This window comes from Paenibacillus sp. SN-8-1 (assembly GCF_050995535.1).
Lineage (GTDB): Bacteria > Bacillota > Bacilli > Paenibacillales > Paenibacillaceae > Fontibacillus.
The window spans coordinates 1,460,281-1,476,374 of record NZ_CP194782.1; the positions used below are offsets into that span (position 1 = coordinate 1,460,281).

The following is a 16,094-nucleotide window of genomic DNA, read 5'->3' on the forward strand; positions in this document are numbered from 1 at the left end:
ATGATGACGAACATTTACTTGCCAAAAAAGGGGACAACCCCAGCCTCCTCGGAGCCGATTGCGTCCAGCCGTTCGATTCTATCGAATGGCGTGTACGTATTAGATTTGCCGGAACAACTTGTATCGCGACTCTTTGCTGTCAGCAGGGAATCGGATGCTGCTTTGTTCATGGTTGTGCTGGCTAGCACGATGTATCTGCTCACCCGATATTCAGGTGATTCATCGATCACTGCAGCGATCCCTGAATTTACGGTTCGCGGGCAGGCGCAGCGGCACAAGCAGCAGGCAATCGAGGTATCCGCAAGCTTGCAGGGAGAAGAAACTTTCAAAGACTGGCTGCAGCTTGTCAAGGAGCAGGCAACGGAAGCAATCGCCGCATCAATATTTTCCTCCAAGGGCGAGCCGCTAAAGTCGGCGCTCGTCTATATGGATACGCTGCACGGAGATAACGCAGCCGACTTCGCCTATTCCGACCTGGCGTTCGGATTGTATCGCGAGTCCGGCCAGCTTAAGCTGCGAATTCATTACAGTCTGGATGTATATACGGAGCAGCGAATAGCTCAAATGGCCGAACATTGGCTGAGTTTGATCCAGAAGGCTCTACAGGAGCCGGGACGGCCCATGCGGGAATTGGATCTCGTCAGCGAAGACGAGAGGCATCGTATGCTCGTTACGTATAACGATACGGAAAGGGAGTTCAATAAGGAGGGACTGCTCCACCAATACTTGGAGCTTCAAGCCCTCCGGAATCCGGGCCGCACGGCTCTATTCTGCGGGGAAGAAACGCTTTCCTATGAATCCCTGAACCACAGGGCGAACCAGTTAGCCCGACATTTAGTGGCATGCGGGGTTAAGCCTGATCAGCCTGTGGCCGTTATGGCGCAGCGTTCCTTCGAGTTGATCATCGCGATTATGGCGATATTGAAGTCTGGCGGTGCCTATCTGCCGATCGACCCGGCACATCCGAAGGAACGTATCCGCCATATGCTGGAGGACAGCGGTGCTGCATGGGTTTTGGCGGCACAGGATGGCCTGGAAGCTATCAGCGGGCTGTCTGCAGATCGAATTGTTCTCGATCTGGAAGATCCTGCGCTCTATCAATACGATCATTCTGATTTGAATATCGAGGTGACATCCGCGAACTTGGCGTATCTGATCTATACGTCGGGATCTACAGGGAATCCGAAAGGGGTTATGGTAGAACACCGCTCCGTTATCAATCGGCTGCAGTGGATGCAAAGACAATACCCGCTAAGCGAAGATGATGTGATACTGCACAAGACGCCGGTTACATTCGACGTCTCGGTATGGGAGCTGTTCTGGTGGTGCATGGCTGGAGCCTCGGTCTGTTTGCTTGAACCGGGAGGAGAGAAAGACCCCGAGGAGATATTGCAGGCCATCGATGATTATCGTGTTACGACCATGCATTTTGTTCCTTCGATGCTTTCATTATTTCTGGATCATCTGGAGCGTAATGAACGCGGCCATGCCGCCGCTTCTCTACGAAGAGTGTTCGCAAGCGGAGAAGCCCTGCAGGTTCAACAGGTTCAGCGCTTCGAGCAGCTGGTTCATCGCTCCTCTGGTGCGGATCTGGTCAATCTCTATGGTCCTACGGAAGCGACGGTTGATGTGTCGTACTTTGATTGCCTCAGCGCTCCCTTAACGTATACCGTTCCGATTGGACGTCCAATCGATAACATTCGCTTATATATCGTTGATGCGGATGATCGTTTGCAGCCTGAAGGTGTAATAGGGGAATTATGTATTTCCGGGGAAGGGGTAGCCCGTGGATATTGGAACCAGCCGGAGCTGACCGGGCAAAAGTTCGTACCGAATTCATTTGAGCCAGGAAAGCTCATGTACCGGACAGGCGACCTGGCTCGCTGGCTAACGGATGGCACGATAGAATACGCGGGTCGTATCGACCATCAAGTCAAGATCAGAGGACAACGAATTGAATGCGGTGAGATTGAGCATCAACTCCTTCGCCATTCTGATATTCGGGAAGCGATCGTAACCGCACTCCGAGATGACAAGGGAGACAGCTATCTTTGCGCCTATGTCGTTAGTGATCATGCTCTAACAGCAGATCAAATTCAACTGTTCCTGTCCGATCAGCTTCCTGCGTACATGATCCCTGCGTATGTTGTTCCCCTGGAACGCATCCCGCTTACACCGAATGGCAAAGCCGATCGCTCCGCGCTGCCTAAGCCGGACAAAGCTCAGCTAACACATACGGAGCACTTAAGTCCCGCAGATGATACGGAACGTGCGATTGAGAAATTATGGTCAGCTGAGCTCGCGCTGGATTCATCCAGCGTAGAGGATTCATTTTTTATGCTGGGCGGCGATTCCATCAAGGTTATTCGGTTGATTAGTCAAGTCAATCAGGAGTTTCAAGTCCATGTGAAGTCAAAGGATTTCTATAAAAATCCGACGATACGAGGTTTGGCGCAGTTGGTCCGTAATAGACATGCAGCTGAAGGAGCACAAGAGCGGCAGGCTGGAATGGCTAGCATTGAGCTTCTGCAATCTTCAATTATGAATGATCCTGTTCAAACTAAGGCACTTCCGAGAGATTGGACAGACCTGTATCCATTAAGCAACATTCAGCAAAGCATGGTGTTTTATTCCAGAATGCGCCCTAATGAACCTATTTACCATGATCAATTCTGTTATCAGTTCTCAGCCTGTTCATTTGACCTGCAGCGATTTGGGCATGCACTTGGGCTGATGGTCAGCAAACATCCTATTCTGCGAACGACAATTCATTTGTCTGCGTTCGTTGAAGCGGTACAAATCGTTCATCAGGATATGGAACCAGAGCTTGTCTATGAGGATATTTCGGATAAGCCGAAGCTGGAACAGGAGCGTTGTCTTCATGCTTACCTGGACGAGGATTTGAAGCTCAAATATAAGTTTGAAAATGAACGGTTGTGGCGCATCCGTCTATATCGGGTGGATGAATCTGATTATTGCTTGATGATCTCGTTCCATCATGCCATCCTGGACGGCTGGAGCGTCGCTTCCTTAATTGCGGAACTGGTGGATACTTATTCCCGCTTAACCGAAGGGGAAGTGGTGGCTCCAGAGCCTTTGCAAGCGAGTTACAAGGATTATGTCGCCATACAAATGAGCCGGGTTGCATCTGAGGAATCCCGGTCTTATTGGAACAACAGACTGGCCGATTACTCGCGCAACAAGCTTCCTTTCAATTTCACATCCAGAAAAATGGATGACATACCAACCGGTAAAATCGTCAGGGAACGCCTGGATGCATCTTTGCTGCTGGCGCTGGAGAAGAAGGCCAAGGAGCTGGGCTGCACGCTGATGGAAGTATGCTTCGCCGCTCACTTGTACCTGCTTAGCTTGTTAACGACAGAGCAAGATATTGTGACCGGCTTAGTGACGCATGACCGACCGGAAGTGATGGATAGTGAGAAGGTGCTCGGATGCTTCTTGAACACGGTTCCGTTCCGAATTCAGACCGAGAAGAAGCTGAATAAGAACGCTTTTATCGCCCAAATTCGCAGTTTGCTTGGAGAAGCGAAGCCGCACGAAATGTTCTTGTCCGATATCGCCGCGGCGGTAGGGGAAAGCGGGCAGCGTGAGAATCCGTTCTTTGATACGCTGTTTAACTTTATTGATATGCATGTGCTCGAGAATGTGGATATTTCGGCGGATCGCCCGATTGGTCCGATCAGCAACGAGATGAAGATTAATGCCAACGAAATGACCAATACGTTATTCGACTTGGAAGTATCCAGAACGCTGCATCAACTGCATATTCAGCTTAAATATTCTCCCAATTATTTTCACGACAATGAAATTCGTACGGCCTTTGATATGTATGTACGGATACTGGAGAGGTTCGCCGATCAGGAGGAGACGATTCAGGCCGCCGATTGTCTGCTTGCCGAGCAGATCGATAAAACCGTTGTCGCATTCAATCGTACGGAGGCCGATTATCCCAAAGACAAAACGCTGCATCAGTTGTTTACCGAGCAGGCTACGCGCACCCCGGATAACGTGGCGCTTCGCTTCGAAGAGCAAGTGATGACATACAGCGAGCTTGACCGTGCTTCGAATCGTATCGCGCGAATGCTGCTGTCCAAAGGAGTCCAGTGCGGCAGTCACGTGGGTCTAATGGTTCGCCGCGGCTTTGAGATGGTCGTATCTATGCTGGGCATTCTCAAGTGCGGGGCCGCTTATGTCCCTATCGATCCCGACTTTCCGCAGAACCGGATCGCTTATATTATGGAGAATGCGCAAATCTCGGTTGTCCTCACGGATCAGCCGCTTGAAGGCATTCAGCAGGCCCAGTGTATTGTACTGCAGGAGATATCCGTTTCGGAATACTCTGCGGATGCGATTGACATCACTCAGGACTCTTCCGAACTCGCCTATGTTATTTATACTTCGGGATCTACGGGGATGCCCAAAGGCGTCATGATTGAACATCATGCCGCTGTTAATTTAATTCATTGGGTCAACAATACGTTCCAGGTCTCCGTTCAGGACCGTCTGCTGTTCATCACATCGATGTGCTTTGATTTGTCTGTCTATGATGTATTCGGGATGCTTGCGGCAGGCGGACAAGTCGTGATTGCGAAGAAAGAGCAGGTGCAGAGTCCAGCTCAGCTGAGCAGGTTAATCTCGGAGGAAGGGATTACTTTCTGGGACTCGGTTCCAAGTACGATGAATCATCTGGTTCAGCATATAGAGCAGCTGGATTCAGCCCTGCGTAATGATACGCTGCGGTTAGTCTTTATGAGCGGAGACTGGATCCCGGTTCAATTGCCGGAGCGAATCCGCGCTATCTTTCCGAATGCCCGAGTGATCAGCTTAGGCGGCGCAACGGAGGCGACGGTATGGTCCAATTATTATCCCGTGGAGCAAGTTGGCACCTATCAATCCAGCATTCCATATGGCAGACCGCTGGCTAACAACTACTTTTATATGCTAGATGATGATGGCAATCCCGTTCCGGAAGGTGTCGCGGGAGAGTTGTACATTGGAGGCGTGGGAGTAGCCAGAGGATACATGAATGATCCTGAGCGGACGGAGCGTTCCTTTGTACCTAATCCATTCTTGCCTGGCAGTGCGGTGAGGATGTACAGAACCGGCGATTTGGGCCGGCTGCTTCCTGACGGGAATATGGAATTTCTGGGGAGAAAGGATTACCAGGTGAAGATCCGCGGCTACCGTGTCGAGCTGGGGGAAGTCGAGAGCCAGCTGTGTAAATTGCCTTCCATCCTGGAAGCTTGCGTCATCGATTTGACGGATCAGGACGGGAACAAGTTCCTCTGCGCTTATTATGCTGCTGCGCAGGAGATTCCGGTTAGCGAGATCAGGGATCAGCTTGCGGAGGTGCTCCCGGGCTACATGATTCCTAGTATGTTCATGCAAATTCCGCAGCTGCCTTTAACACCTAACGGGAAAATCAACCGCAAAGGTCTGCCTGAACCGAAGGCGGTATTCACCGTAAATGAGCATACCTATATGCCCCCACGTCATGAACTGGATGAGAAATTAATCGCGATGTGGAAATCGGTATTGAACGTGGCCGATGTAGGGATTCAGGATAATTTCTTTGAGATTGGCGGGCATTCGCTGCTTGCGGTGAAGCTGGAGCTTGAGGTTGAAAAGTACGCCAAGGTTCCGATGGATATGTTTGTGTACAGCTATCAGACGATTGAAGAGCAGTCAGATTTCCTGATTGCTAACGGGGGAAGTGATCTGACATGACAACACTCAAATTATTCTGCTTCGCGCATGCCGGAGGATCGGCTGCTGGATACAGCAGATGGCGCAGGCAGCTCGAACCATGGATTGAACTGTGTCCTCTCGAATTAAATGGACGCGGGGCGAAAGCGAATCTTCCGTTCTATGACAGCATCCAAGAAGCTGTCATAGATCTATTCGCTCAGATTCAGCGGCAAGCAGGCGATCAACCTTACGCGCTGCTCGGTCACAGCATGGGAACTTTACTTGTATATGAAATGTGCCTGCACATCCGCAGAATGGGATTTCATAGTCCGGCCGCTGTAGTCTTCTCCGGCCGGATACCGCCTCATTTGGACGAAAGCGATGAGAAAATCCACAAGCTCCAGGACGAGGCATTCACCGAGAAGATCAGAGAAATGGGACTCAGCAGCCCGGAATTATTTGAGCATCCGGAGCTTCTGAATCTCTTCCTTCCGATTATAAGGTCGGATTATCAGTTGCTAGAGACCTATGCGTTCGATGATAACGAACCCCCGCTGAGCACGGACTTTTTTGTGTGGACAGGACAAGATGATCCTTGGACAAGAGAGAACATTCATGAATGGAACAAGCTCACGTCTAAAGGATGCCAGTATCATGAATTCGAAGGCGGCCACTTTTTCATTTATGAACGGACCAGGGAAATTATCGCCGCGCTCCATGAATGTTTGGGAACTGTAAGAGACAACAACGTGGTGGAACAAGCGTAATTCTGTCTGCAGACGAGGGAGGGGCCGATGAGAAAGGTCTACGAAATCCAAAACGTACGGAAAGTCTATAAAAAAGGAAAAAAACTCGCCAATGAGGATATCACGTTCGATGTGCATGAAGGAGAAATCTTAGCGATACTCGGACCCAATGGCGCGGGAAAATCGACTCTTGTGAAACAAATGGTCGCGCAGTCAAAGCCAACGTCCGGACAAATTACCTTGTATGGACGTGATGTCATTCGATACTCGAGTGAAGTTGCGCGGCGAGTTGGTTACTATGCGCAGGAATCGTGGGCGCTTGCCAACCTGACCGTACAGGAAGCTATCTTCATAACAGCTAGATTAAGAGGAATCAACCGGATCGATGCGGATCGCTTAACACGGTTATGGATAGACAAATTCGATCTGAATCCAATTTCGGATAAAATGATCAAACGCATTTCCGGCGGCCAGAGAAGGCTTGCCGGACTTGCCGCGGTCATGGCCGGAGATCCTGAGGTGCTCATTTTGGATGAGCCGACAAATGAGCTCGATCCGGTAAAGCGTAAGCTGGTGTGGGACCTGGTTCGCGAGAAGAACAGGGAACAAGGCACGACGGTGCTGCTGGTCACCCATAATGTGCTGGAAGCCGAGCAGGTAGTCGACCGTGCCGCGATTATCGATCACGGGAAATTACAGGTCATCGATTCGATTACCAATTTGAAAAACCGGGTGGACCCGCGTCTAAAGGTGGAAATTACTCTGCTTAGCGGTTACAGGGAACAAGCGGAGCAGCTGTTAAGCCAGTGGGGGGCGGTTGAAACGCTGAGTGAAAATCGGGTGCAAATGCACGTGCAGCGAGAAGAAGTCAGCCGTTTGGTATCCAACATCACAGAGCATCTTGATCAGCTGTCCTGCGAAGCCTACAAAATCGTACCGCCCAGTCTCGAAGACGTGTACATCAAGCTGGGAGGTGAGAATAGCCATGAGCATCAATAGCGAGGCCGCCGCGGAGCAGCATGTGACTGCCGCAGCTTTGTCAGAACATGTCCCGCTGAGAACAGCACGCAAAGGAATACTTTCTTCATGCGCTGAACTGTACTATTTGCTAAGAATTCAGTACGCCGAAGTACGGGAGACCTGGATTTGGGTCATCGTCATGGCATCGCTTTTTCCATTTTCGACTCTGTTGTTCATGAAGTTCTTCCTGGAGTCTCCGTCACCGGATGTGATCATGCGGATTGTCAGCGGAAATATTATTTTTCCGATTATTATCATGAGTATAAATGGGCTGGGCAATCACATATCGTGGAGTAAACATCAAGGGCATTTTACATTTTACGCCTCGCTGCCGATTTCCAAAATCAACTTTTTACTGGCTTTTATCATCCGAGGTTTGCTGATGACGCTGCCCTCTGTAATCATTATGACTGTTGTCGGGCATTTCGTATTTCATGTTGATATTCATTTGAACATAGGGCTAATTCCGATCGTTCTGCTTGCGATCTCAGGATCCGCGGGTTTTGGAACGCTTATCGGGTTTCTATCGCCGAACCAGGACATGACGACCATGATGACCAATTTGCTGATGGTATTTTTGAATTTTCTCACGCCGGTCATGATCGATATCGATCAGCTCCCTTCTGTATTGCAAGTCGTTTCGTATGTCTTTCCAACCACCTATGCCGCAGACGGATTGAAGCAGCTGCTTCAGGGAATTTGGTCTTCATCTGTCACGATTGATATGTTGGCATTGCTGGCATTTACCTGCTTGTCCCTGTGGATCGTCGTTAAGAAAATGGATTGGAGACATGAATAGCATCGAAATAAGGAGGGAATTTATGAAAATATTAGCCGCTTCCATTTTGTCCATTATTCTACTAGTTGGTTGCGCGAATAGCGCGGAGCAAGCCGCCACCGCCACCGCCGCCCCTTATACTAAAGCGGTCACCGAATCCGCTTCTGCTTCATCAATCCAAACAGTAACTTTGAAGAGCCACGCCTTAAAGAGAGAGATGAACGCGGAGATATATTTACCGCCCGGATACAACGCAGCGGTACATTATCCGGTTCTGTATATGCTGTACGGCTACGGAGGTAATGAGAGCTCCTGGTTCTCTTGGCTGGGCTTGAACAAGGCCGCGGACCGATTGATTGGGGAAGGCACTATAAAGCCCGTCATTATCGTGTGCCCCGCCTACGGTAACAGCTTTGGCGTCAACACGAAGGCTGGGCAAGGGGTCAACCCGGGGGGGGTGGACGAAGGGATGTATGAGGATTACTTGACGAAAGACCTCATCACCTATGTAGATCGGCATTATAGCACAATCGCGTCGAAAGAAGGCCGGTATATCGGTGGAGCTTCAATGGGTGGTTACGCCGCTTTGTACCTGGCATTTAATCATTCGAACTTATACAGTAAGGTCGGCGGACACAGCGCTGCCTTGTGGGACTACAGCCAGGCGGATCAGTTCACCGATCAGCGTGATTGGCTGTATCCAAATGATAAGCTGAGACAGCAGAGAGATCCGCTGCTCCTTGCCCGAAGTAAAAAGTTAGCTGGGCTCAAAATATACTTGGATGCAGGCGATTCCGACCAGCTATCCATAGAGGATCAAGGCTTGTACAACATTCTAAAGTCTCAGAAAAAGTCTGCCGAGTGGCACTCCGGGCCTGGCGGACATGATACCAATTATTGGGGAAGCCAGCTGGACAACTATTTGAAATTTTATGCAGGCAGATAGAGGGCAGTCCAAGTAGTACTGAATTTAACCAGAATATAACATGGAAGAGGAGACTGTCAGATGATCGCTTTGGATGTAGAAATTGTTCGGCAAGGTGTGAATTGTCTAGATGACGTAATAGCTACGGTGTGCAGCTGGCATCATCGCCGCTTTGAGCTGATGTATGCACGCTGTTTAAACTTTCAATTCGATTCGGAAAATACCGCAAAAGATATGGGAGAAAGGATTTCGGCCGAATATAGCGATGATTATTTGCATTTACTCGAGAAGTATCATGGGCTTCATTGTGAAATGCATCTGAATCAACCCATTAGTCAAGGGATTAGAATGATCACCGAGCAGCTTCGAGCCGGAAATCCACTGCTTATTTTACTCGATTGCTTCTGGATCCCTTGGGTTGATAAATATCAGAAAGTGCACGACTTCGGCCATACGTTGGTCGGGGTCGGGTTCGATACGGAAACCAATGAGTTATTCGTTACAGATCCATTTTTTGAAAAAAAGTCAGTTCGCATTTCTTATGAGCAGCTTGAACATGGCTATTATGGTTGTGTAACGGTTACACCGAGTAGCGACCAACTTGCTCCATATGATGTGATTTTGAATGAGCTCAGCATGACTGTACAGGAACTGCTGCAAACGGGGAAGACTTCACAGGCAATCACTGCTTTTGCGCGTGAGACAGGTACGATTCCTTTTCAACCTGATGCCACAGCGGAGGCCATGGTGTCGACATCGCCCTTATTCATGAATCTAGGGAAAGTTACGAATGCAAGAAACAATTATGGCAAGTTACTGCGTTATTTGCATGAATACCATGGAGATGAGAGATTTGAAAAAATGGAAGAGGAGTTAAAAGCACTCTCCATACAGTGGTCCTCTGTTCGCGGCTTCTTAACAAAGATGGCCCTGGTCGACGAGGCATCCATGCACACCTATTTAAAGGAAAATACGGAGAAAAAACTGATCGATATTTCGAACAAGGAACAAGCAATCATGGAGCGGCTTCTAGCGCTATATAAGCTACAACCAGATCAAGCTGGTTTATTGGAAGCGGAAGGCTACAGCGCCGCGGCATTGGAGCAGGAAGAGGGCGCTATTACGGTGAACCACTATGTGGATTTGACCCGCTATTTCACAAATAAAGGATTTGGGAGCACAGAGAATTCAGCTGACTTTGATTCAAATGGGTTTTATTTCTCTTCGACATCGAGCCAACCGGAATCCCCTCTTCATCTGGATGATATGTCTTTTGATGTGAGTTTTGCTGGCGGGAACTCTGAATATGACAATATTGCCTGCTATGGTCAAGAAGTTGATATGGAAGGGAAAAAAGGTCACTTCCTAACCATACTCGGCTGTAGTGAAATGGGTAGTTTCCTGGATGAGCTTATCGTAAAGTATGAAGATGGTTCGAAGGACACACTCAGCTTCGGCTTTTCCGATTGGTGGTCTTTCTTTGCGGTAAATAAAGAGCGAGTCGCCTGGAGTGGACAGGCTGCGCACAAAGAGCAAGGATTGCTTAACCATGAGGTGCATATTTACGCCTCGAAGCTGAAGCTAAAGTCTGATCGCCCGGTTCAGTCAATCGTACTCCCGCTGCTGCCTAATATCCATATCTTTGCGATATCTGTGGGAACGAGTTGAGAACATTCCACAGCTGGAGAAGATGCTAGAAAGAGTAAGACCTGGACACCATGGCAAGATGGTATCCAGGTCTTATTTATTGTCTGAGCACAATCAGGAGATCACTTTGTTGATAAATACTAGAGACTTCTCTCTAACAAAGCACCGACCTGCTTGGCCATGACTTGAGGCGGATAGGGCATTCCGTTCCTGATCCACCATTCAATGACCCCCACATAAGCGGTTCCGGCATATTGGAGCATGACCTCTTCGCTCAAATCTGTATTTCTTCCGCTTTCTTTGTCAATCTCATCCTTGAAGCCTTCCATAAAATGAGCAAGAAGCCGAGTTCTAAAAGAAGAAGCTCCTTTACTTGCAAGCATGGTTGAAAAAAACAAGAAATTTTCTTCGAAGTATTCAAAATAGGGTACGAGGGCATTAAGCCAGTCAAGCTCACATGCCCATTCACCCATCTCCCCTAATTCATTAATGTGTGTTTCTATGAGCTTATCCAATAGATCAAATTTGTCCTTATAATGAAGATAAATCGTTCCGCGGTTGACGTTAGCACGGTCAGCTATATCCTGAATGGTGATGTCATCAAAATTTTTTTCCGTCATTAGTTCAATAACGGCTTTTTTTATCGACTCTTGTGATTTTAGAATTCTCCGGTCCACTTTTGTCATTACAAATATCCACCAAGCTTTCTAGATCATTAACATTTTCACTTGCAGTGTTGATTTATTAGCATATCAAGTTACTGTGACCATTAATTATAAATGTCTGAATTACATAATAATAGACGCGCGTTGAATTATCAAAAAAAGCATCTCAGTGTGGGGTGCTTTTTCTATTGCCGATGTTAAAAAATATTAATACTAAAATTGGGTGAATACCGTGTTGAAATTAGTCTCAAGTCCATACAATGTGGCGATAACCGCAAAAAAAATTGTGGTCAAGCAGCAAATAGATGGTTGGAGGTTAGTAAAATATCCGATATTTTCCGAAGGGGGAACGGTAGATGACCTATCGGAACCAAATACGTATGTTGGATGTAGCCAACAGGCGGCTGCGAAGAGCGAAATATTGTTTGTTGCGAGATAAATATGAAGATGCAATAGATGAAATTGAGACCACCCTAGTCATTATGAATGGAGTGTTCGTTAGCTTGAACAACCCTAGGAGAATTAGACGCACGCGGAAAAGTCGGAGGAGAGCCAAAGATGAATAAGCGGGAAAGGTTACGCAAAAGGTGTATAAGAAAAGTGAACTCGACAAGAAAACGATTGCGGGAAGCAAAGAGTCTATTGAAGCGCAAAAATATAATTCGTGCAAAAAGAGAAGTTGCGGATTCTCTTCGCCGCCTTCATCGGTTAGTGAGATATATCACAAAACTTGAAGACCCTATCATAGATCCACCAGCAGTAGCTGCGGGGGACCCCGGGGGGAGTGGGGCGACCGGAGAGGCCGGAGCAGCCGGAGTGACTGGAGTGACTGGAGCGACCGGGGCGACTGGAGCAACCGGAGCAACAGGAGTAGCGGGAGTAACGGGGGCAACAGGAGCAACCGGAGCAACAGGAGTAACGGGGGCAACGGGAGCAACCGGAGTAACAGGAGCAACGGGAGCAACCGGAGCAACAGGAGTAGCGGGAGTAACGGGGGCAACAGGAGCAACCGGGCCGACAGGAGTTGCGGGAGCAACCGGAGTAACAGGAGCTGCGGGAGCAACAGGAGTAGCGGGAGTAACGGGGGCAACAGGAGCAACCGGGCCGACAGGAGCTGCGGGAGTAACGGGGGCAACGGGAGCGACCGGGCCGACAGGAGTAGCGGGAGTAACGGGGGCAACGGGAGCGACCGGGCCGACAGGAGCTGCGGGAGCAACCGGAGCAACAGGAGTAGCGGGAGCAACGGGAGCAACCGGAGCAACAGGAGTAGCGGGAGTAACGGGGGCAACGGGAGCAACCGGAGCAACCGGAGCAACAGGAGTAGCGGGAGTAACGGGGGCAACGGGAGCGACCGGGCCGACAGGAGCTGCGGGAGCAACCGGAGCAACAGGAGTAGAGGGAGTAACTGGAGCAACAGGAGCTACGGGAGCAACAGGAATAGCGGGAGTAACGGGGGCAACGGGAGCGACCGGGCTGACAGGAGCTGCGGGAGCAACCGGAGCAACAGGAGCTACGGGAGCAACAGGAGTAGCGGGAGCAATCGGAGCAACCGGAGCAACAGGAGTAGCGGGAGTAACGGGGGCAACGGGAGCGACCGGGCCGACAGGAGCTGCGGGAGCAACCGGAGTAACAGGAGCTGCGGGAGCAACCGGAGCAACAGGAGCTACGGGAGCAACAGGAGTAGCGGGAGTAACGGGGGCAACCGGAGCAACCGGGCCGACAGGAGCTACGGGAGCAACAGGAGTAGCGGGAGTAACGGGGGCAACGGGAGCGACCGGGCCGACAGGAGTAGCGGGAGTAACTGGAGCAACAGGAGCGACCGGGCCGACAGGAGCTGCGGGAGCAACCGGAGCAACAGGAGCTACGGGAGCAACAGGAATAGCGGGAGTAACGGGGGCAACGGGAGCGACCGGGCCGACAGGAGCTGCGGGAGCAACTGGAGCAACAGGAGCTGCGGGAGCAACCGGAGCTACGGGAGCAACAGGAATAGCGGGAGTAACGGGGGCAACAGGAGCAACCGGGCCGACAGGAGCTGCGGGAGCAACTGGAGCAACAGGAGCTGCGGGAGCAACCGGAGTAACAGGAGCTGCGGGAGTAACTGGAGCAACTGGAGTAGCGGGGGCAACGGGAGCAACCGGAGCAACAGGAGCGACCGGCCCAACTGGCCCAACAGGATCTTTCCAACAGTTTCAGGTATCGGAGAACTCACCAAATACGACCGGAAGTTCAGCAATTGCGTTAGGGGCCGCCGCTACTACATTAAAAACCATTACAATAACAGGAGTTCCAGCAGGTAGCAGGATTTGGTTAACCGGAGTTGCTGGATGGCAATCTACAGCAGGCAATACTGCGGTTCAATTACAGATTCTCCGTGGAGCAACCCTTATATTTAGCATTAATCAGCATGCGGCTGGAAATTCCACATTTGAAGCAACGAGTGCAGATCACGTTGATTTAACTCCCGGAACTGGTAATGTTACCTACTCGTTAGTAGCACTAACAACCGTAGGCACAGCAAATGCTATCGGTGCGATCACCTTTACAGGTGTGCTAATATAAGCTAGGTTAAAAAGCGGCCAATTGCTGAGCGGCCGCTTTTGCTTTTTGGAATAAAATTCAACTGTTAACAGGTGGCTTCTATTTTTAAATTTGATATAATTATATAGTATTATTGGTATGCGCTTACATAAGCTCATCTATCAAGGTCAAAATCATCTGTTTACGTTTATCATTTGCTTACTATATACGGGGGCATCATACAATATGTTTGGTCCAAATTATCGTCTGCCAGCCAGACTACCTCTCGCTCTACTATTTTTGATTCTTGGTGTGCTAGGCGACTTTTTTTCTCTCCCTATGCTATATGGTATGAGTTTCCACTTATCATCACTGTTTTTAATCTTGGCATTCATACTCATCGGTAGCCCGGCAGCGATTATAATAGCATTTCTTGTTGCTTGCAGTAATTATTTTTTGCTTCAAATGTCCGTGTTCGACTCAGTGATCATTTTCGCCGAGGTCCTGTTTTTAGCCCTTGCCTCCAGGCTGCGTAAGGGCTCTGTTTTCTTGTATGATCTGCTCTTTTGGTTCCTAACAAGTGCTTTGGTAATCTGTCTATCAGTGTACATTGATCTGTTACAATCACGTACACAGCTGCTTCTCCTCCTGGCGAAATCAAGCGTGAATGGTTCCTCGAACGCTTTAATTGCAGAGGTGTTGACGACCTATCTTCCTTTTATTCGCCGGTTAAAAATTAAGAAGAGGACCAAGAAAATTCCTCTTCAGCAAATTCTAGTTCATCTTTCTATTAGCGGTCTCGTTCTTCCTTTTGTCTGCTTCATGATTATGACGGGAATTTGTTATTAATTTACGCGCTCTGCAGCTGACCCAATCTACGGCCAGCAGTATTCAGGAGCAGGTCAGCAACTGGAGCAGAGCGGACTATCGTGCCATGGAGCTGCGGGATGTTATCCAGCTGGGTGAGCTTCATAGGATTGTTAATAATGCTGCTTCAAACGGGGTTCAGGTCGTCATTTCCAACGCGAATGGTGACGTACTGGCTTTCAGTTCTCGGAACACTCCCGAACACGCTTCAGTGAGCAGTCTAACCAAAGGCAAAATATATCAATACAATTCACATTTATTTTTATCACTTCCAGAAGGCAGACATTTCACAGAGTTGTCTGTATGGAATGACGGGCTTTATTGGTACAGCATTCCGATGCATTCAAGTGTGGGATACACGATCCAAGTGAAAGTTCCCGCATCTCACTTCATGAATGAAGTATATGGGATTTATGCAATAGAGTTTGGACTGATCATAGCGTTTATAATATTAGTTCTTCTGGTTGTATATTGGTTCAGTAAGCTGATTGTCCAGATTCTGATTAAACTCACTCATGAAACGACGGGTCTCCCTGATAAAATAGCTGCAGCCTTTGAGATGTCAAGCGCAGAAAGCCATGTTGTTGAGTTCGATAAACTGTATACAAATTTCCAGCAGATGGCCATTAGACTTAAGGAAATGTTCACAGAAGCTATAAGAATGAACAGGGTATTAACTGAACAGGCGCAGCAGATCAGACAGTCTGAGCAGGAATTCCAGCAGCTGGCATTCACAGATGCTCTGACCAAAATTCCAAACCGCCTATATTTCCATAAGCAATTGAAACAGTTAATAGAGGGAGGTTCAACAGCTGTTACAGTAATGTTTATGGATTTGAATAAATTCAAAAACATCAATGACACCTACGGGCATGAAATAGGAGATATGCTGCTGAAGCATGTTGCAGGTTTATTAACAACTGCGGCAGGGACAGGCAATGTATGTCGTCTTGGTGGAGACGAATTCGTGGTCATCCTTCCGACAGCAGACCGAACACCTGTTATACAGACTGCAGAACAGATTTTGGAGCTGTTCAAGATGCCGCTGCAGATAGAGGATCTTACACTTCAGCCGCGAACGAGCATCGGTATTGCATGTTATCCTGAGGACACGGGCAATCCAGACGAACTGTTGAAGCTTGCGGATCAGGCGATGTACCTGGCCAAACAGTCCGGCTCCCCGGTTGTCTGGTACAGCAATGAACAAGGAGATGTTTAAG

At 49.0% G+C, this 16,094-nt stretch carries 10 protein-coding genes; 9 read left to right on the top strand and 1 reads right to left on the bottom strand.

Annotated features, from left to right (window positions below):
- From ACRRNK_RS06810 to ACRRNK_RS06835, 6 genes are read left to right on the top strand one after another with little or no spacing between them, the layout of a single operon-like run.
- A complete protein-coding gene (locus ACRRNK_RS06810) occupies window positions 1-5,748 on the top strand; it encodes an amino acid adenylation domain-containing protein (protein ID WP_433946009.1) in 5,748 nt (1,915 codons plus the stop codon).
- Complete coding sequence (locus ACRRNK_RS06815) at window positions 5,745-6,476, top strand: thioesterase II family protein (protein WP_433946010.1); 732 nt, start codon at window positions 5,745-5,747, stop codon at window positions 6,474-6,476. The genes ACRRNK_RS06810 and ACRRNK_RS06815 overlap by 4 nt, the downstream gene beginning before the upstream one ends.
- Window positions 6,477-6,503: 27 nt before the next feature.
- Window positions 6,504-7,454 (top strand): ABC transporter ATP-binding protein, encoded by a 951-nt coding sequence (locus tag ACRRNK_RS06820; protein WP_433946011.1) that lies wholly within the window; start codon window positions 6,504-6,506, stop codon window positions 7,452-7,454.
- Window positions 7,441-8,274: an ABC transporter permease gene (locus ACRRNK_RS06825; RefSeq protein WP_433946012.1), complete on the top strand. Its 834-nt coding sequence runs from the start codon at window positions 7,441-7,443 to the stop codon at window positions 8,272-8,274. The genes ACRRNK_RS06820 and ACRRNK_RS06825 overlap by 14 nt, the downstream gene beginning before the upstream one ends.
- Window positions 8,275-8,296: 22 nt before the next feature.
- The gene (locus ACRRNK_RS06830) at window positions 8,297-9,199 is read left to right on the top strand and encodes an alpha/beta hydrolase (RefSeq protein WP_433946013.1); all 903 of its coding nucleotides are present in this window, start codon (window positions 8,297-8,299) and stop codon (window positions 9,197-9,199) included.
- 60 nt (window positions 9,200-9,259) lie between these two features.
- Window positions 9,260-10,846, top strand: coding sequence for a BtrH N-terminal domain-containing protein (locus ACRRNK_RS06835; RefSeq protein ID WP_433946014.1), 1,587 nt, complete (start codon window positions 9,260-9,262; stop codon window positions 10,844-10,846).
- Between the two features lie 119 nt (window positions 10,847-10,965).
- On the opposite strand, the gene ACRRNK_RS06840 is transcribed toward ACRRNK_RS06835, so the two are convergent.
- Window positions 10,966-11,511, bottom strand: a complete 546-nt coding sequence (locus tag ACRRNK_RS06840) for a TetR/AcrR family transcriptional regulator (RefSeq protein WP_433946015.1) — start codon at window positions 11,509-11,511, stop codon at window positions 10,966-10,968.
- 621 nt (window positions 11,512-12,132) lie between these two features.
- On the opposite strand from ACRRNK_RS06840, the gene ACRRNK_RS06845 reads away from it, so the two are divergent.
- The 3 genes from ACRRNK_RS06845 to ACRRNK_RS06855 all read left to right on the top strand — a co-directional run bounded on the left by ACRRNK_RS06845 (window position 12,133) and on the right by ACRRNK_RS06855 (window position 16,093).
- Window positions 12,133-14,049, top strand: coding sequence for a hypothetical protein (locus ACRRNK_RS06845; RefSeq protein ID WP_433946016.1), 1,917 nt, complete (start codon window positions 12,133-12,135; stop codon window positions 14,047-14,049).
- A gap of 423 nt (window positions 14,050-14,472) precedes the next feature.
- Window positions 14,473-14,856 (top strand): hypothetical protein, encoded by a 384-nt coding sequence (locus ACRRNK_RS06850; RefSeq protein WP_433946017.1) that lies wholly within the window; start codon window positions 14,473-14,475, stop codon window positions 14,854-14,856.
- An 85-nt stretch (window positions 14,857-14,941) separates the two neighbouring features.
- Window positions 14,942-16,093 (top strand): diguanylate cyclase domain-containing protein, encoded by a 1,152-nt coding sequence (locus ACRRNK_RS06855; protein ID WP_433946018.1) that lies wholly within the window; start codon window positions 14,942-14,944, stop codon window positions 16,091-16,093.
- The last annotated feature ends 1 nt before the right edge of the window (window position 16,094 follow it).